Raw genomic sequence first — 18,319 nt, forward strand, 5'->3', positions numbered from 1 at the left:
GATCAACTTCGACACCCTTCAACAAATAGTTTATCGTACCTAGCGAGAAATTGCTAGGTGTTTGGCGCTATTTGCGGCCTCGCCGTTTGGCTTCGAGCAAACGGCTCATGCTGTTAGGCGGCGCAGTACTCGCCGCCGGGGGTGAGGGCTCCGGAGCAGCTTCGCGCTGCTCCGAGGCAGGCCGCGGCGGCGCAGCCACGGCCTTGTCTGGAGCGCTGCCTGCGGCAGAGCGCTCGATCTTGCGCTGCAGCTTGTGCTCCGCAAGCTGCTTGCGCTCGCGGAGACGCTCAAGCGGCGTCTCCGCCTGCTGTTGCGGGCCTGCCGGAGCGGCCCGCCTCCACGCGAACGCCCGGGCCCACAGGCCGGGCGGCAGAGCCACGCGCCGCGCTGCGATGTCCATCAGCAGCAGCGCGAGCGCCGCCATCAGCAGGTACTCGCTGATGGGAGTCAATCGCTTCTGCGCGGCAGAAGCGAAGGCGAAGGCTTCCTCAGGATGCTCTAGCGAGAGCATCCGGCCGCCTGTAAGCTCAGCAAGCTGCTGGAGCTTGCTGAGGCCCAGTCCGTCCGTGATCCGATATTCCGGAGAATATGGGATCACGAAGCCGGAAGTCGAGCTGCCGATGACGCGCTTCTCGGTCCCCTCTTCGCTGCCGGCTGCAAGAAGTTCAGTCTTGGCGATATAAACGCCAGACTTATCCACAGATAGCTGTGCTGAATATTCACCAGGTGCTGTGGATGTAAAGTAGAGCTCTTGCGATCCGAGAGATTCATCTGTGACGATTGCACGAAGCTCCCCTTGTTCACCATGTGAACCGTCTAGTCTGTTATTTCCGCTTTTGGCCTCTAAGGTCAACTCTTGACCTGCCAAATGCCCGTTAAGCTCAAGTGGAGACGATTGAAACTGCGGAAACGTCCACTTAATCATTCCAGTAAGCACTTGTGAAAAGGCAGGCCACGTTACCCAGTTCGCTGACCACGCGCCCGTCACATCACTTGTCCATGCGACAGAGCGCCCAGAACCATACTGCCATCTTGCTAGAATTGGATCAGGCTCCGGACTTGTGATCACCACTTCAGCAGCCTCTTTAGGAGTTGTGGCAATGTATCCTTGTAGAGAAGGCAGCCCTTGCCCAAAAAAACTATGCCAGTCCGCCCCTCCCGCTAAAGCCGGTACAAAAGGCTGGTTAACCACATAAGTACGTGATATCAGCACAGCTTCTCGGCTAAAAATCGCCGGGATTGTCGTCTGATCCACAGCCGCGTAATATCTTCCCTTCGCCAAATCAGCTAGCTGCTTCAGCAGATCTTGATCCGCATCAGTTCCGATAGCAACAGTGGACATCGTGATATTTTCTTTTTGCATATCGGCGGTCAATGCTTCGTAGCTTTGAGTCGTGGAGGACTGTCCGTCAGTTAACAAAATAATATGCTTACGCTGGGCGTCCACCTTGGAAAGCTTAGCATATGCTTCCTCTACGGCTGTATAGATCTCCGTTCCGCCATCAGCGGGTATCGCATTAATCTTTTGGATGACGCCTGATTTGTCACTAAGTTTCTGCGGTTCTACATACCATTGTGGGGATGAATCAAATCCAAGTACCCCAAGCGTATCTTTTTCCCTGAGTAAATCGACTGTCCGTGACGCGGCTTCCTGAGCCAGCTTCATTTTTCCACCTGACATACTGCCCGATTTATCCATAACAAGCACGATGCCGAGTGACGGTATTTCCCGCTTCCCGCGTAAATCCATGTACACAGGAAGTGCACGCTCGATCGGCGTTTTGAAATAACCTCCCAATCCATAGCTGTTATCTCCTCCAAGCATGACCAATCCTACGCTGTAATCTCGGACAGCCTGCTCTATCATTTCCATCTTCAATTGTGGAATTTGAGTGGCAGCTACATTGTTTAAAATGATACTTTCGTAACCGGTATACGTTACAAAATCATTGGAAAGCAGCTCAGGTTCTATCGTTTCAAATGGGATAAGTGCGGAGTGAAGTGCTTCCTCCACATTTTTGGAGATCCCTGCTTTTCCTTCTACAATAAGTACTTTCGGAGGACCTTCTACCTTACTAAAGGCATAATGCGCATTATTGGCCGACTGCTCGTCCCCTTCCATATACACTTCTGCTCGATACCGATGAAATCCCGGTTCCTTGGCAAGCGATTGAAAAGCAAATCTGTTCTCCCCCTTATTCAGTTCAACCGACCCAGCTGTCATTTCTCGATTATCCTCAAAAACCCGTAGCTGAGCCTCCCCTGAACTTGTAGAACGGATAACTACCTCCAACGTATAGGCTTCATCTTGATACAATTTGTCCGGAACACGAACGGCTTCAATGGACGCGTCTTTGCGCTCTTTGGCAGCGAACGGGACGACATCTACTTGGATACCGCGATCGCGCAGCAGCTTACCTTGACGCAATACGTCACCCACATTTTCTTCACCATCCGACATTAAAATAATACGTCCGGATTTCCCGTTCCTAAGTAAACCTGAAGCAAGCTGCAAGCCCGAGGCAATATCGGAAAATTGCGAGTTCGTTTGGGCAGTAAACTTAAATCCATTCATCTCTCTGGCATCCATGGACTTCTCTATGGAAGCTTTAAGTCCCATCGAAACAACACCAGCTTCGTCCTTCTCGGAAGAACGGGCTTTGACAGCTTCGCGAATCCACTCTGCTTCCTTCATGTCTCCCTTCACACTATCGGATCGATCTATCGTAAACACGATGCTTTTGTGATTTAGCCTTGTATACAATTGGGTTTCCGCAAGCGCGAAAATCAGAAGAATGAATACAAAGGCTCGCAGAGAAACAACCAGCTTTTTTCGCCCGCCTTGTAGACGGTGCAAGCTTTTCCATAGCCAGCCCACATAAAAAGGAAGAAGTAGAATCAGCAGTAAAACGGGCAAATGTTCAAATTGAATGCCCACGTCGATACACCTCCCATTCCAGTACTAGCAGCAGAAGCAAGATCACGATAAGCCAAGGAATTAACAGCGTATTCCCGAGGGAAATATCTTTATTTCGATCTACACCAGTATCGGCTGCATTACCCGGACTAACGACCAGCTTGTTTTCTATTTTTCCATTCACATTGGATTCCCTGGCATCCATGACAACTTCAAGCAGTCGAGTTTGTACCATTTGTCCACCTGTGTTGTATTCAATAAATTCATAAAGACCTGGAAGCTTAGGAGCGGTTTGCATACTAGACAGCGTGTCTCCATTTCGCTCTGCCTCTTCCTCATTAACGCCTTGCCTGCTTGTTTTCCAGATCGCTTTCGTTGCTTCCGGATGAAGAACAATTTCTTTTCGTTCCCCTGCTGTAAGTCGGCCAAGATTGGCACCTTGGTGCTCGGTCAACCAAGCAACAGCATTTTGAACGAGAATGGGGAATTCCGAACGCAGTGCAAGATCCGATTGCTCAAGCGAGAACATGAATGTCAGTCTGGGTATACCTTCTTCTGTACCTGAAAGAACAAGCGGTACGGACTTTGACGAAATGATCGCTTTCTCCCATGGCTTTAGCGCTCTAGTCTGAGCCAGAGCAACGTTCACGTCCTGCAGACGAATGTAACGCATGATGGGGTGATCCGTTATCGAAAAAGGTGATGCTGAAATGGTCTGAAGAGGCTCTAAATCAGACTTTCCAGAAGGAGCAAACCGCCAGACGGGTTTGGATGTGAGCAGACGTTGCCAGACATCTGATTTTAAAGCTGATTCAGTCACACCATCTACAATGATTAGGTCTGGAGTAAGCCCCATGGGCGGTGGATAGGATCCGTCATTGCTTTTTTGTATGTGGAGAACATCCGTCTTTGCCAAAGTTAGTGCTTTTTCTAAAAAAAGATTACCCTCTCCAACATAAGCTGCTTGAATTCGGCCAGTCCCTTCAGGAAAGGCATAAGCTGTATTATCAGCTTCCAATACATCTTTTCCATCAAGCTGAAGCTTGTAGACATCAGCCCGTGGCAGCTTATCCACGTAGATTGACTTTTGCTCGCCGCCCTTTAGGGTTAGGGAATCTGTGTGAACTGCTTGCGAATCCGCGTAAAGCGTTGTTTTTACAGAGACACTCACAGTCCCCCAATTTTTCAATATAGCAACAGCCTTATATTCTGCAATATCTTGGACTTCTTTAACACCGAATTGAGTAATCGCCACATTCACAGGAAGGGTGGCAGTTTCATTACCTCCTTCTCTCTGCATTTCAGGATCCTGAACACTGACTGGAATTGAAAAGGGAATCCCTTCGGCGTTATCCCCCCACTGGCTGTCCGTATAAATGCGTACTTCTCCATCGAATTCTTCCCTCGTTAGGGCCGAGGCTAGGGATAAGGCTTCCTGTACATTCGTTTTGCCGTAAAAGGGTACAACCTTATTCAAAGCGGCTTGTAGTAGGGACAGATTTGTTTCTCGTTGTATAAGCAATTCTGGTAGATCCTTCATGACTAGAAGCGAATAGCTGCTATTCGGGGCTTCTTCGCGCGCATAAGTTAAGATGCTTTGCTTCGCTTCTTCTATCCTCGTTCCCCGTTCCGTCGATGTTTGCATACTCGCTGAAGCATCTAAGACGAAAAAAACATGTGATTTCGCAGTTTGCTGACCACGGATAAAAGGCTGCATCAAAGCAAGTACAAGTATCGACGCTGCAAGCAGCTGAAGCAAAAGTAATAATTGTCGCCTTAGACGCTGCCATGGTCGGTTGGCCTCCTGCTCGCGAAGAACGCGCCGCCAAAGCATATGGCTAGATACTTCTGTATCGATATAACGGCGTTTTAACAAGTAAAGCACCAAGATAAAGGGGATTGATAGCGAGAACCATAGCCCGCTTAACGATGCGAATTGCATAAGTATTCACCTTTCCAAGAGCGAAGGACATCGCTTCATCTTGCGTTCAAATTCCTTAGAATGGGCATACTACTACGCGTGCAACCCGTTTTTCCTCTGTCAAACAGGTTTGCTTATGGACAACATGGGAGGTAACATGGAACCGTTATTTGTAGATGAAAAGAAGAAAAAACCGCTTTGGACCAAAGCTTTTCTAATTACATCTCTATCCAACTTACTGCTATTCTTTAGTTTTCAAATGCTCATACCAACAATACCGACTCATGTGTCACAATTAGGCGGAAATGATGTTCAAGTCGGTCTCGTCATTGGCGTTTTTACGATTTCTTCACTGCTTACCCGCCCTTTTGCTGGGCGAGCGCTTGATTTGTTTGGAAGAAAACATGTGCTTCTGGTTGGACTCGCGATCTGTGCGCTAACCATTGCCGGATACTCCTATATGGCTGCCGTTACGCTTATTCTGGCTGCCCGCTTTGTTCATGGGATCGGTTGGGGGATGTCCACAACTTCCTTAGGCACTGTTATAGCTGACATCATTCCATCTGAGCGCCGCGGAGAAGGTATGGGCTATTACGGGTTGTCCAACACGTTCGCTATGGCAACCGCACCGCTTACAGGCCTCTGGTTGATGCAAACCTATGGTTTTCCCCGCGTACTATTAATCTCAACCCTATTAGCACTACTTTCATTGTTTAGTTCTCTTTTTATTACCTACACCAAACCGCTGCCTATTGAAAAGTCAGCTCATAGGCCGAAGCTTATGGATCGTTTATGGGAAAGAACAGCGATACTTCCCTCCGTTTTATTGCTATTCACTGCCATCTGTTATGGAGGAATTGTAACCTTTATAACGTTGTTCGGCCACGAAGCCGGCATTTCGAATGTCGGTTGGTTCTTCCTATGTAATGCCTCCATGGTGCTTATTGTTAGACCTATAACCGGTATACTGTTTGATCGAAAAGGACCCGAATGGGTCCTCCTGCCTGGCGCTATCTTTACCCTTGGAGGACTCCTGCTGCTCTCTTATGCTCACTCAGAAGCTAGCTTGGCCGCTGCAGCGATATGCTATGGCATAGGTTTCGGATCCTTGCAGCCAGCACTGCAGGCTTGGACCATTGCACGTGCTGCGCCGAATCGCCGCGGTGCAGCCAACGGAACCTTTTTCTCCGCCAATGATCTCGGCATTGGATTAGGCGCGATGGTTCTGGGAGCTCTCGCTAATCTAAGCGGGAGTTATGCGCTGATGTACCGTTACTCGACTGTGCTTATTCTGTTTTTCATCCTTATTTATGGATGGTGCTTTTGGCAAGCTCGCCGTGGCGCTCAGTTGGCACAGCACTAACATGCCTATCGTTTCCGAGCAACCAATTTTCGTCAACGAACCAACCCGCTGCGGCGAAGCTCACCAAGTAGAAAATCACCCGGAGAAACATTGGTTACCGCAAGCAAATAAGTGATTCCCCGTTCATAACAAAATGCCCTAAGCGTTTGTGTATATTGCAAAGCAGCTTCTCTGTAGGCTTGCAGCACTTTGCTGCTCATCGCTACTTCCCTGGCAGCTCCAGACTCACTGTCTATTAATCGCAGCTCCCCTGTAAGGTCTGGGTTAAGTTCCTCAGGGGCAAGGACTTGTACGGCAACCACTTCTTGCTTCGCAGCAAGCAAGTACTTTAACGATTCTTCAATGCCCTGCTCATACAAAAAATCCGAAAATAACCAAGTCATCCCCGCCTGTCGCGGTAGAATGGAGGGATTTCGAAAAACAGCCGCTATATCCCCGGTTCCCTCCGTTCGACAACTAGCCAAGAATTCAAAAAGCCTTAAAGAGCTCCCTTTTCCACGAAGCAGTTTTTGCTGTTTAGTCATCTGAGTTGTAAAAACAGCTGCGCTTACACGGTCAAAACGATTTAATGACATATAGCCAATTCCTGCCGCCAACTGTCTAGCATACTCCCATTTGGAAAGTCGAAGGGCATCTGCACCCCCCCCTTTGCCAAAATTCATCGATCTGGATGCGTCTAACCATAAATTAACCTGCAGCTCCTGCTCATCCATAAAAAGCTTAATGAACGGCTTACCCGTTCTACCGAAAGCATGCCAATCTAATTGACGTGTATCATCACCAGGTGTATACAAACGGTAATCCGCGAATTCCATAGAAGAACCCAAATCCTTTGACCGCCTTTTCCCCTGCATCGTCCCGCGTATTCGATTTTTTGCAGCTACGCTCATTTGATCCAGCCGACGCATTAGCATAGGGTCAAGTAAATTTGCTCCACTGCTCATCGCCCATTCTCCATAGAACTGATAATGGCTTGAATGATTTTGTCTGGTGAAATCCCCATAGCTTGCCCTTCAAAATTCAGAAAAAGGCGATGCCGCAATGCCGGAACGGCCACAACATTCAAATCTTGTTTGGATACGTGAAAACGACCCGCTAGGAAAGCCCTCACTTTCGCTACCGATATCATGGACTGAATCCCTCTGGGACCAGAGCCGAAACGAATAAATTGTTTGACCTCTTCTGGCGCCGCCGCTTCTTCAGGATGCGTATTCATCAGCAGCTGAACCGCATAATCGAGTACGTCCTCAGCGACAAGAATTTCTTTTAAACCCAGTTGTATATCCCGCAAAAGAGCGCCATCCGCTACTTTCTCCGCCTGCTGCTGCTTAGCTGAGGTTGTGCGCAGGACAATTTCTTTCAACTCGTTTTTAGTTGGGTATGTTACATTAATTTTTAGAAGAAACCGATCAAGCTGTGCTTCCGGAAGTGGATAAGTACCTTCCTGCTCTAACGGATTTTGCGTAGCTAAAACGAAAAAAGGAGATGGCAGCTGGTAGGTTTCTGAACCAACAGTAACTGTCCTCTCCTGCATGGCCTCAAGGAGGGCACTCTGAGTCTTTGGTGTTGCACGATTAATCTCATCAGCGAGCACAACATGGCCGAATAGAGGACCTTTTTGAAATTTATAGGACGTCTCGCCTTTCGTTCCGAACTGAATGACATTCGTCCCCGTTATATCCGACGGCATCAAATCAGGCGTAAATTGAATACGTGCAAAACTAAGGTCTACAGTATCCGCGATCGTTTTTATGAGCATCGTTTTGCCAAGACCGGGAATCCCCTCAATAAGAGCATGTCCTCCCGCTAATATGCACCATAGTAACTGTTCAACAACCTCTTGCTGACCAACGATGACACGACCGATCTGTTCTTTCATCTGGCTGACTGCTGATCCCCACGCATCTAATTGCTCTTTCGAATCGACCATCTGTTCCTGCTCCCCCTTTATTACTCATTCCTTCTTAACGCTGTGGCTGAATTTCAAGGAAATAGTCTCTTACTAAATTTTGCATATGTTGTGGAAGCTCGGAACGATTCAATGCACTAGAAGCCTCTGCCGCGTAATCGGCATAAACATCCTCATACGGCCGAGACGCTCCGTCTAGCGCCGGTGCTGTGCCGCCTTGGCTCACATCACCGCCGCTGCCGCGCGTTGGCCCGCCGTCAGCGTATGTGCCGCCGGTGCCTGAGCGCTCGCGCGGCGTTGCTACGAGCCCGCGAGAGCCCGCTCCAGTGCCGCCCTGCGTGCCGCCTGCTCCGCTGCCGCTGCCGGTACCACCCGCATTCGCGCCGCCGGTTCCTGCACCACCCGCACCTGCGCCACCCGGGCTGCCGTTGCCGCCGCTGGCAGGCGCTCCGCCTGCACTCGCTCCTGCACCTGCGCCGCTTGGTGCCGGGCTAGCGCTCGCACTGCCAGCAGCGCCAGCAGCAGGCGACGCGCTAGCGCTCGGCTCAGCAGCGCCAGCCGCGGCAAGCTGCTCCGCGCGGCCGCCTGGCGCCCACGCCTGCCCGGGCTGCGCGCCGCTTGCAGCAAGCTCGCGTGCCTGCGGCAGCGCACCCGCGGCGAGGCTCGCCGCGGCCTCAGCAGCCTGCGCTTGCTGCTGCGCTAGAGCTTGCTGCGCGTTGCTCGCGGCCGCAAGCCCAGCCTGCAGCTTGGCCGCCGCAGCACCAGCGTCTTCGCCGCTTCTCAGTGCGCTAGCGGCCTGCTGCAGCTGCTCGCGAAGCTGCTGCTCAGCTTCCGGGGAAGCGGCCGCAGCGGAGGCCGCGAGGCGCTCGAGCTCGCTGGCAAGCTGCTGCTTCTGCTGCAGCGTCATCTTCTGCACCTGCTCGCCAAGTTTCGCTGCCTCGCGCTGAATACTCTCCGCGCTCTTCTGCTGGAGCGCTTTGCCTAATTCACGAAGTGCTTCCGTTCGCTGCATTGACTCTGCCCATTGCTTCGAGCGTTGTTTTTGCTTCTCGAGATCCCCAATACTCGTTTCCATCTTCTTCAATGATTTTTCCAGTTCATCCAAAGCTTTGGCTGATGTTGGCGTTTGGCTTAATTTGCGCTCCAACTCTTTTAAATCCTCCGTCATCTGCTTCATGATCGGTAACGGAGACGGCTTTGATGCCAATTGTTTAACAAGCTCATCCACCTGTTTTTTCTGTGTTTCTACCCATGCTTTGTCTTTTACAGCATTAACTAGAATCGAATCTTTAGGATTCGGCAGAAGGAATAACAGAACCAGTACAACCAATGCGCAAGCTCCGGGCAACCACTTATTTCTCGGAATCCTCATGGAAACAATCTGATTCAACTTTTCTACTACAAAAAGATTCCCTTTCTCAAGGGCATCCTGCCTTTGAAGAGAGGCTACCAATGACGTTTCATCCTGATGAATAAGAGCTGTTAATATCCGATCTTCCAAACCATTCTGATCAAGCAGTTTTGACGCATCCACATCAGTAGGTTGACGTAGCAACAACCAAATAAGCCCAATTCCAACGATTGTAACCAAGCTGAGCAGCGCCCCATACCTATATCCGCTAACCAGGAAGAGACGTCCACACACCATCCACATGCAAGCAAGCACTATACCCATTGTCAAACTTCGAATGAAATAATCCAGTCCCTTTGCTTTTAACAACCGAATTCGCACAGGCTTTAGCAGCATATCCAACGATGCAAATTTCAAGTACTGACAGCTCCTCTCTGATCATTAAATGTACGTTTCAATGAATTTCTTCCTTATTACGTTCTTTACTAATGCTATTTTTTCCGTTTCATAATCGGCCTTAAATACCTCACACTAAGCCAGATCAGGATAACCAAGAGAACCGTGTAGCTGCCAACGAAAATATGCCACATTTGTAACAGTGTATGCCCTTTAAACAAATTCTTGGCAAAATCAGGAACCATCAAACTTGCCAGGACAGCCATCGGGTTAAAACTCAGGAAATAACCAAGTACTTCCTCATTCATTCCTTGCCTTCTTAAATTACCGAAAAAAAGACCAGCAAGAGCTGTAAACCCAAAAACAAAAAGTACAAAGCCATAAGTCGCTATCACGGAGATGACCGTCTTTTTAAAAATTGTAGAGAAGAAAATCCCAACAGCACCAAAGAGAAGCATAACGAATACATAAAAAACAAATACAGAGAGAACTTGCTTTGGAGAGACGCCCCCATATAAGAAAACAATACTATACAGCGGCATCGTAGCCACTACTGTCAGCAGCATGAAACTAAGGGAAGCAAACAGCTTACTGAGAATAATCGTTCCCGAGCTCATCTGCGTCGTAAGCAGCATGTTTAATGTCTGTTTTTCTCGTTCTCCGCTTACAACCCCGGCTGTTAAGCCAGGTGTCATAAAAGCGATCAAGACAAGCTGCGCTCCGCTTAGAAAGTAGAATAGCTCGCTACTTCTGGCTGCGTTAAGTACACCTGCTTGCTGGTTGCTCATGTTAATATAAGCAAATCCAAGGGCAAACAGGCCAATGGCTATCAAATAAATCAAGATGGAGATTGGAGATCGAATCGTCCGCATGCGCAAGCGAAATTCCTTTTCCATGACGGGATTAATCCAACTTAACTTGCTGTTCATCGTGCGCTCCGCCTCCTTTCGTTATTTCCAGGAATACATCTTCCAAATTCGTCAAAGCTTCGCTAAATGACAGGATAGGAAAGCCTTTCTCAACCAATCGTGCAAGTAAAAGAGACTGATCCTCATCCGTCCCGCCAAAGTGAACGTGTAAACCTTTCTCATCGTTAAACACCATGGTCACATGAGGCTGTTGTTCAAGATATGACAATGCTTCTTCCGTCCTACTCACCATGCGTACTTGAAGTACACGATTGGCTTTCATCCGACTTTGAATATCGGATACTTTCCCTTTAGCGATAAGCTTCCCATATTCAATAACCCCTATTTCATCCACCATTTCCGCTAACTCTGGCAAAATATGTGATGAAATAATGATGGTTTTTCCCATAGCCTTGAGCTCTTTAAGTATTTCTCTCATCTCGATGCGAGCTCTCGGATCAAGTCCAGAAGCCGGTTCATCGAGAATAAGCACCTCCGGCTCATGCACCAAGCATCTAGCTAAGCATAGACGCTGCTTCATTCCTCTTGACAATGAATCGACATAGAAGTCTGCTTTTTCCGATAAATTGACAAGGTCTAGGAGCTGAGGGATCAGCTTCAACCGTTCGGCTCTAGGAATACCATAGCTTGCACCGTAGAAATCCAGATACTCTATTGCTTTGAAATTGTCATACACGCCAAAAAAATCCGGCATATACCCAATCAGCTTTCGAACCTCTTTCGGCTTCTCCGTAACATCGTATCCACCAACCTTCGCTGTGCCCGAAGTTGGGCTTAATAGAGTCGCAAGGATGGACATCGTTGTCGATTTGCCAGCCCCGTTGGGACCTACAAAACCAAATACGGTTCCTTTATCGATTTGCATGGTCAACGAATCAAGCGCTGTGAAGTTACCGTATCTTTTTGTTAATTCCGTCGTCGTAATCATCGTTTCACCGTCCCTTCAAGAGAAACTGCAGGGATTCGGAACATGGTATTATTTTGTATCGTGGTTACTTTCATGCGAATCGATTTCCCCTCAAGCAAATATGGCTGCAGCTTGTCTCCCTCCCAGGATTGGAATGATTTTAAGATAAATGGCTCCCAGGCCATGGACTGTGAATTCCATAAATCCAAGGTTACATCCGGATTAGGATCACCTGTCATTTCCATCGTTTGATAGCTAGCACCCGAAATGGGAGGCAATTGATAACTTAACGTAACATCCCCGCTGCCCATTTGCATGAAAGGACCATTTTGGAATTGAATGGAGCTCATTTTCAAATGATTATCAATTAATTCAGGTACCATCACCGTGCTTGGAATCACAATTTTGCCCTCAGGTGTCACATAATCAATCTTCATGTCCTGAGCTATTAGTGATAGCTGCTCAGTTGGGATGCTGCCGCTTGAAGAAAGGTTTAAGGAAATCTGTTCCCTTACCCACCCGATAATCATCGGATCAACTCCTCCTGAAAGCGAAACCTTGCGATGTAAATACGCATTTAACATGGAGCGCTGATGCAAGCCCGTATCATAACCGTTATTCGTATTGGGATGTGGATAAGCAAGCTGCGCAACATCGAAACTATTCGTAATTCCGAAACCATTCGCCGTATCAAAGCTGGCTGAAGCTCCAGCCTTTACAGAACCGATTTTGACGAACGTTTGATTCACCAGGACGGCTGCATCTGTCAAATCCTTCTTCGTATTATTCGTTATTTGCCCCTTTGCTCCTTTGGCAGATAACTCCGATATGCTGTAGTCAAGCATCCCTAACTGAACCGGCAGCTCTTCGTCCACTGCTAATTTGCTGATTGAAGCGTATGAAATATCCTGTAATCCTACAATTGCTGCTTCCTGTTCTTGTCTAATAACAAGTTCACTTCGATCATGCAGCTGTAGGCCAGGATAAACTTCTCCTTGCATAAAAGGAGATACCGCTGCTTTTCCAGGGAATTTAAGCTCCATGCTGCCGCCCTTAGGTAAAAATATAGATAACGTGGACTGCTTGGTCCCCGAGCCCGAGCCATTTAATGTAATCGTATTAAAGGTTTGAGCCATTGTACTCCCGCGATTGGACGCTCCAAATTGAAAGATTCCAATACTTGTCACGATAGCTGCAATTGGAATGACATACCAAGCCCATTCTCTTCGATCTAGTCGACGTAAAATCATATATAGTAACGGTCCAACTACAATCGCATAAAGCAGTAAAACCAAGGCTAGGAGGGCTAATTTAGGCGGCTGCAAGGATGGGAAGTATTCTAGTGCACGGTCCAACTCATAGTAGGGATCATTTCCGTATTTCATCTGGTTTAAATTAGAGGCATTCGCCGTTTCTAATGGTCCAGACAGCATCTGCTCCCATAATCTAGCATTCCCATTCCATGAGGCAAGTGGATTTAGAGATAAATCATACCCCACGTAGGTCACGAACCCGCTCCCATAAGCACCTCTCACATATATAGGAAGAGTTCCGTCGGTAACAACCGATTCGGCCCCTTTAACCGGCTTTGCTTGTGAAAGCGTGAACGGCTGTGTGAGGATCAGTTCCTTCTCCCCCACTTTAGCGAGCTCAGGAAGCTCCTTAACTGTTGTTGTACCTTGATATGTTACAGGAGAAGCTTCTGCGAATGGTGCAGCAGTCTTCGGATAGCCAGCACCGCCAGCTAAGAGGAGAGTTCCACCCCTTTTTGTCCATTGAAGGATGGCTTGTACTTGCTCCCCTGTCAGCGTATCCGAGGCAAAATCATTTAGGGCAAGAATATCTAAACCATCTAAACCCAAAGCCTCACGCGGAATATCTGCTTGTTTGAGATGAAGAACATTAAGCTTCTTGCCTGACTGACCGAGCAACGAAAGAAAGTTCAATGTATCTACATCTCGGGCTAAAACACCAACCTGTAAAGTCTCTTTAGGTAATTGGAAGGCTTCCAGATAGGTCTTGCCATCTAACGTTTTTTTCTTTCCGTTTTTTAGTGATTTTTCATAAAAGGCTATCGTATTATTGCTTTTTGTATACGTATAACCAGGTAAGAGCATAGTTACCACTTTCGTGCTGCCTTTTGGAAGCTCGACATGCTCTACATAGCTAAAATCCTTGCTGCGATTCGGATTGGCTACCTGTATCACGAGATCGCCGGATAAGTCAGCTCCTTGATTATGCAGTGACATTGTAACAGGCGTCCAACGCCCCTGCTTGACATTGGAAGCACCGAAGCCGACTTCCGATTGAATCTCAATCATCGCATCATCCGCACTAACTACACTTGAGATGGGAACCAAAGCTTGGAAACATAAAGCAATGATCGAACAAACAAGAAAACATGTGAGACGAAATGTACGTGTCTTAAACGAACTTAATTTCACGCTGTGAACTCCCTTCTATTCATAACCTACTTCATAACTAGACGACACAATTGGAAAAAAGTTTCAATTTCAAACATAAAAAAACAAACCGCTTCGCTGATAACTTCAGCTTGGCGGTTTTCCAAATCCTCTAATCATTTCTTGCTTTGAATTGCAGTAATCGCACCCATTTGAAGGTTAAGCCGATCATAATAACGAGCGAAGCCGCTACAATGGGGATCCATACATGCAGTGACTCATAATCATGAAGCAGCCAATCAATCATTTTCTCATCTTTAACGAACATTTCCCCCGCTGTATATCCGAGAATGCCAGCCCCCATAAATACGAGAATTGGAAATTTCTGCAGCAGCTCCATCACTAACGTACTTCCCCAAATAATGATAGGGATACTTAGTCCGATACCAAGAATGATGACTGTGTTATTCCCATTCCCTTTAGCCGCAATGGCGAGAACATTATCCAAACTCATAACGAAATCCGCTACAACGATCGTCCATATCGCTTTACCAAGCGTAGAGGCTTCTTTCACATTGGCATGGCTGTCATCATCCGTAAGCAGTTTTATTGCAATCCAGAACAGTAGAATGGATCCCCCGGCTTGAATATATGGGATATCGAGCAGACTTACTGCAACTAAAGTCAGAATCAACCTTAAGGCAATAGCCCCGAAAGCACCCCACCATATCGCGAGCTTACGCTGGGCAAGCGGCAAATTTTTGCTCGCCAATGCAATGACGACAGCATTATCACCGCTAAGCACAATATTGATCAACATAATTTGCAAAAACAAAATGAGCGCATCAATCATGCTTTACAACCTCCCAAGATGCATGGCAAGCAGGTGACAATAGCTGGAATTATAGCGGCGGATAAGTTAGAAACGGAGAGACTTTGAGCTGCACTCAAAGATCCCTAAATTAAGTAGGAGTCAGACACCTTCTTCATTTGACCATGAACAATTTCAATGGTTTCTGTTTGTAAGACAGCTTTCTCAATTAATTCAGGTAAGAAGTCCATACTGTTCTCGATTTTCTCAACCATGCGCAGGTTAGGATTGGTACTTGGGGATGGAGGAAGAAATAAGGAACAGCAATCTTCATAAGGCAAAATCGAGATCGGGAAAGTGCCTATCGATTCGGCTATTCGAATAATCTCTTGCTTGTCCATCATCATGAGCGGCTGTAAAAGCGGCAGCGTTACAACGCGCCCTATGACATTTAGGCTTGGCAGCGTTTGACTTGCCACCTGGCCTAAGCTTTCACCGGTCACTAACGCACTTAGACCTTCTCGGTCTGCAATCTGTTCGGCAATGCGATACATTGCTCTTCGAATTAGCGTTACTAATAAATTATCTTGATACTCACGGTGGATAGATGTCTGTACTTCCGTAAATGGAACCAAATGAAGCTTTACGGAATCTGTATAAGCAGATAGCTGGTGTGCCAGTTCAATCACTTTATCCTTCGCACGCTCGCTTGTGTAAGGATAACTATGAAAGTGAATGGCCTCGATGGAAAGTCCCTTACGCATCGCTAACCAACCGGCAACCGGACTATCAATTCCCCCAGATAGCATCAGCAGCGCTTTTCCACTTGTTCCAGACGGGAATCCTCCAGCCCCCTCAATAACCTCTACGTACATGAGTACTTGCTCTTCGCGAATCTCCACGCGCAGCTCAACCTCAGGATGATGAACATCCACCTGAAGACCCGGTGATGCTTGAAGCACATAGCCTCCAACCAAATAATTCATTCGCTGCGAATCAAATGGAAATGATTTGTTCACTCTGCGAACGGTCACTTTAAAGGTTGCTGGTTGTTTAGGCAATGCCTGCATCATACGCAGCGCCATCTCTTGAATGGCTTCGACTTCCATAGGAGCATGATAGGCAGGACTAAACGATGCAAGTCCAAATACGCGCTGCAAAGCTGCTGAAGCTTCTTCATACGCTGCTCCCCCTAGCTCCACATATACGCGTCCAAACTCTGGAATATACCTTAAATCAGGAAAAGAGCCTAAAACTTTGCGAATTTGAGTCATGACGCTTCTCTCAAAACGCTTACGATTTTTTCCTTTGAGCGTCAACTCGCCAAAGCGCAAAATTAAACAATCCGGTTTCATCTTCTCGTCCCCCTTCTGACTGATGATTTACTGAGCATGGGAGCAAGCTCCTTCACAACCTCGCGCATTGCGGCAATGAATAGCTGTACGTCCTTTTCTTGATGTTCGTAAGAGAAGCTAACTCTTAGTCCGCTAACAGCTCTGTCTCGACTGCAGCCTAAAGCTAGCATCACCGTGCTTGGATCTGATTCCTCTGAGGCACAGGCTGATTTCGTAGAAATGTATATATGCCGCTGCTCAAGTGCATGAACGACAACCTCCGCCTTCATCCCCACGAAAGCAAAATGAACGATATGCGGAGCCATCTCTTCTTCCTGCTCGGATCCTGTAAGGGTCAGCTCAGGGATCGATGAGATACCATCCACAATCAAGCGTCTTACCCGATACTTATGCTCTGTTTTGGCTGTTAGGTTGTCTACGGAAAGTCGGAGCGCTTTGGCCATTCCTACAATGAGCGGGACATTCTCCGTACCGGAGCGAATGCCATATTCTTGACCGCCCCCTACAAGCAGCGGTTTGAGCTGCACACCTTCTCTGCGGTACAGAAACCCAACTCCTTTAGGCCCTCTGAATTTATGAGCAGATGCACTGCATAAGTCAACTCCCCACTCTTTAGGGTGAAAAGGAAGCTTTGCAATGCCTTGAACGGCATCAACATGAAATATCACTTTTGGATATTGAGCTAACCATCGGCCGATTTCTCGGATAGGCTGAATTGTACCTACTTCATTATTGACATACATAACGCTAACAAGGATGGTATCTTCTGTTATTGCTGCTTGAAGGGTCTCCAGCTCAACACTCCCCTTACTATTTACAGGTAAATAAGTAACTCGAAAACCTTCACGCTCCAATTCAAGAAAAACTTCCTTCACTGAGGGGTGTTCGATTTGCGTAGTAATGAGATGCTTTCCGCGGTTTTGATAGCTGTAAACAGCACCCTTAATCGCCAAATTATTACTTTCCGTTCCGCCGGACGTACATATAATTTCAGCAGGCAGCACACCCAATGCTCCTGCAATCACCTCTTTGGAGCTGTTTAGCAGCTTCTCCGCTTGTATACCTAATCGATGAATCGAAGATGGATTTCCATAATGTTCCTTCATCACTTCGGCTATCGTTTCAATGACTTCTTCATAAAGTGGCGTTGTCGCCGCGTAGTCCAAATAAAGCATTTTTTGCTGATTCCCCTTTTTCACGCTCTTGCTGCCGCGCACAATCAATTTAAATTCCTTTCATCATTAAAGCTTAAAACTGGGCATAACTCAAGCATTCCCTTGGTAACACAAAAAGCCGACCTCCGCATACACATGCGAAAATCAGCTAGTTAGCTAGTGATTATAACGAAAAATTTTGCCTGTGACCCATCACTTTAGAGATGTAGCCTTGCGTTTCTCTTGGCAGTAAATGGAGTTTGTTAACCAGATCCTGATCGGTCTTGATACCTAATCGGTCAACACGTCCAGGCCCGGCGTTGTAAGCTGCGAGAGCAACCCCTTCATTTCCGTCGTACTTCTTAATTAAGTTGCTAAGGAAATGAGTACCTGCATCCACATTTTGCTTAGGATCAAACGGATTAGTTACTCCGAAGCCGCTGCCTGTCCCATCCATAAGCTGCATTAAACCTTTGGCACCTGCTGGCGATACGGCTTGGTGATTGAATTCAGATTCTTGCTGAATAACTGCCTTGACTAACGAGGTATCCACACCGTATTTATGACTTGCCTCTTGGATTAAACCGTCATACTGTGAGACCGAGGATGCTTTGCTCACTGTTTGCAGCGGTGTATAAGCTCTATTTAAAGCCCCCAAAGAACTTGGCATACTGTTTGTCGTGTTACCAAGCATGGAAGATAAAGTGTCTTGGCTTGTAACGCCGGTTCCACCAGATTGTCCCATAATCGTGTCGAGCAGCGCACTAAAATCGCTTGAATCATCCGTACTTGATGTCGTGGTTTCACCGGATAGCAAACTCATTTTATTGAGGAGCTGAAGCTGGAGCAATTCTTTCATTACTCTAGGGTCAATGCTGTTCGTGCTGTTCATCCGTCAGACCTC

General features: G+C 47.4%; 13 protein-coding genes. 1 reads left to right on the forward strand and 12 read right to left on the reverse strand.

Features of this window, described 5'->3' with window-relative positions; translation table 11 throughout:
* Positions 1 to 67 precede the first annotated feature (67 nt).
* Together ASG93_RS15565 and ASG93_RS15570 are read right to left on the reverse strand one after the other, a co-directional pair.
* Entirely contained in the window at positions 68 to 2,938 is a 2,871-nt protein-coding gene (locus ASG93_RS15565) for a VWA domain-containing protein (RefSeq protein ID WP_056833390.1), read from the reverse strand.
* Positions 2,922 to 4,859 carry a vWA domain-containing protein gene (locus tag ASG93_RS15570; RefSeq protein ID WP_056833392.1) on the reverse strand — a complete coding sequence of 646 codons (1,938 nt, stop codon included), beginning with the start codon at positions 4,857 to 4,859 and terminating at the stop codon, positions 2,922 to 2,924. Before ASG93_RS15570 ends, ASG93_RS15565 begins: the two co-directional genes overlap by 17 nt.
* A 136-nt stretch (positions 4,860 to 4,995) precedes the next feature.
* On the opposite strand from ASG93_RS15570, the gene ASG93_RS15575 reads away from it, so the two are divergent.
* Positions 4,996 to 6,201: an MFS transporter gene (locus tag ASG93_RS15575; RefSeq protein WP_056833394.1), complete on the forward strand. Its 1,206-nt coding sequence runs from the start codon at positions 4,996 to 4,998 to the stop codon at positions 6,199 to 6,201.
* 32 nt (positions 6,202 to 6,233) lie between these two features.
* Here ASG93_RS15575 and ASG93_RS15580 read toward each other — a convergent pair whose 3' ends face one another.
* From ASG93_RS15580 to ASG93_RS36790, 10 genes are all read right to left on the reverse strand, one after another.
* Positions 6,234 to 7,145 carry a DUF58 domain-containing protein gene (locus tag ASG93_RS15580; protein ID WP_056833396.1) on the reverse strand — a complete coding sequence of 304 codons (912 nt, stop codon included), beginning with the start codon at positions 7,143 to 7,145 and terminating at the stop codon, positions 6,234 to 6,236.
* Complete coding sequence (locus ASG93_RS15585; protein ID WP_056833398.1) at positions 7,142 to 8,131, reverse strand: AAA family ATPase; 990 nt, start codon at positions 8,129 to 8,131, stop codon at positions 7,142 to 7,144. Before ASG93_RS15585 ends, ASG93_RS15580 begins: the two co-directional genes overlap by 4 nt.
* Positions 8,132 to 8,165: 34 nt before the next feature.
* Positions 8,166 to 9,878 carry a hypothetical protein gene (locus ASG93_RS15590; protein WP_056833400.1) on the reverse strand — a complete coding sequence of 571 codons (1,713 nt, stop codon included), beginning with the start codon at positions 9,876 to 9,878 and terminating at the stop codon, positions 8,166 to 8,168.
* 74 nt (positions 9,879 to 9,952) lie between these two features.
* Positions 9,953 to 10,786, reverse strand: a complete 834-nt coding sequence (locus ASG93_RS15595) for an ABC transporter permease (RefSeq protein WP_056833402.1) — start codon at positions 10,784 to 10,786, stop codon at positions 9,953 to 9,955.
* The gene (locus tag ASG93_RS15600; RefSeq protein WP_056833404.1) at positions 10,761 to 11,714 is read right to left on the reverse strand and encodes an ATP-binding cassette domain-containing protein; all 954 of its coding nucleotides are present in this window, start codon (positions 11,712 to 11,714) and stop codon (positions 10,761 to 10,763) included. Before ASG93_RS15600 ends, ASG93_RS15595 begins: the two co-directional genes overlap by 26 nt.
* A complete protein-coding gene (locus tag ASG93_RS15605) occupies positions 11,711 to 14,137 on the reverse strand; it encodes a hypothetical protein (protein ID WP_056833406.1) in 2,427 nt (808 codons plus the stop codon). The genes ASG93_RS15600 and ASG93_RS15605 overlap by 4 nt, the downstream gene beginning before the upstream one ends.
* A 130-nt stretch (positions 14,138 to 14,267) precedes the next feature.
* Positions 14,268 to 14,948 (reverse strand): TerC family protein, encoded by a 681-nt coding sequence (locus ASG93_RS15610; RefSeq protein ID WP_056833408.1) that lies wholly within the window; start codon positions 14,946 to 14,948, stop codon positions 14,268 to 14,270.
* A gap of 104 nt (positions 14,949 to 15,052) precedes the next feature.
* Positions 15,053 to 16,261, reverse strand: coding sequence for a tRNA uracil 4-sulfurtransferase ThiI (gene thiI / locus ASG93_RS15615; protein WP_056833410.1), 1,209 nt, complete (start codon positions 16,259 to 16,261; stop codon positions 15,053 to 15,055).
* Positions 16,258 to 17,436, reverse strand: a complete 1,179-nt coding sequence (locus tag ASG93_RS15620) for a cysteine desulfurase family protein (protein ID WP_056833510.1) — start codon at positions 17,434 to 17,436, stop codon at positions 16,258 to 16,260. Before ASG93_RS15620 ends, thiI begins: the two co-directional genes overlap by 4 nt.
* 163 nt (positions 17,437 to 17,599) lie before the next feature.
* Positions 17,600 to 18,307: a lytic transglycosylase domain-containing protein gene (locus tag ASG93_RS36790; protein WP_056833414.1), complete on the reverse strand. Its 708-nt coding sequence runs from the start codon at positions 18,305 to 18,307 to the stop codon at positions 17,600 to 17,602.
* Positions 18,308 to 18,319: the final 12 nt, after the last annotated feature.

The sequence above is a fragment of the Paenibacillus sp. Soil787 genome, from assembly GCF_001429545.1.
Taxonomy (GTDB): Bacteria; Bacillota; Bacilli; order Paenibacillales; family NBRC-103111; genus Paenibacillus_E.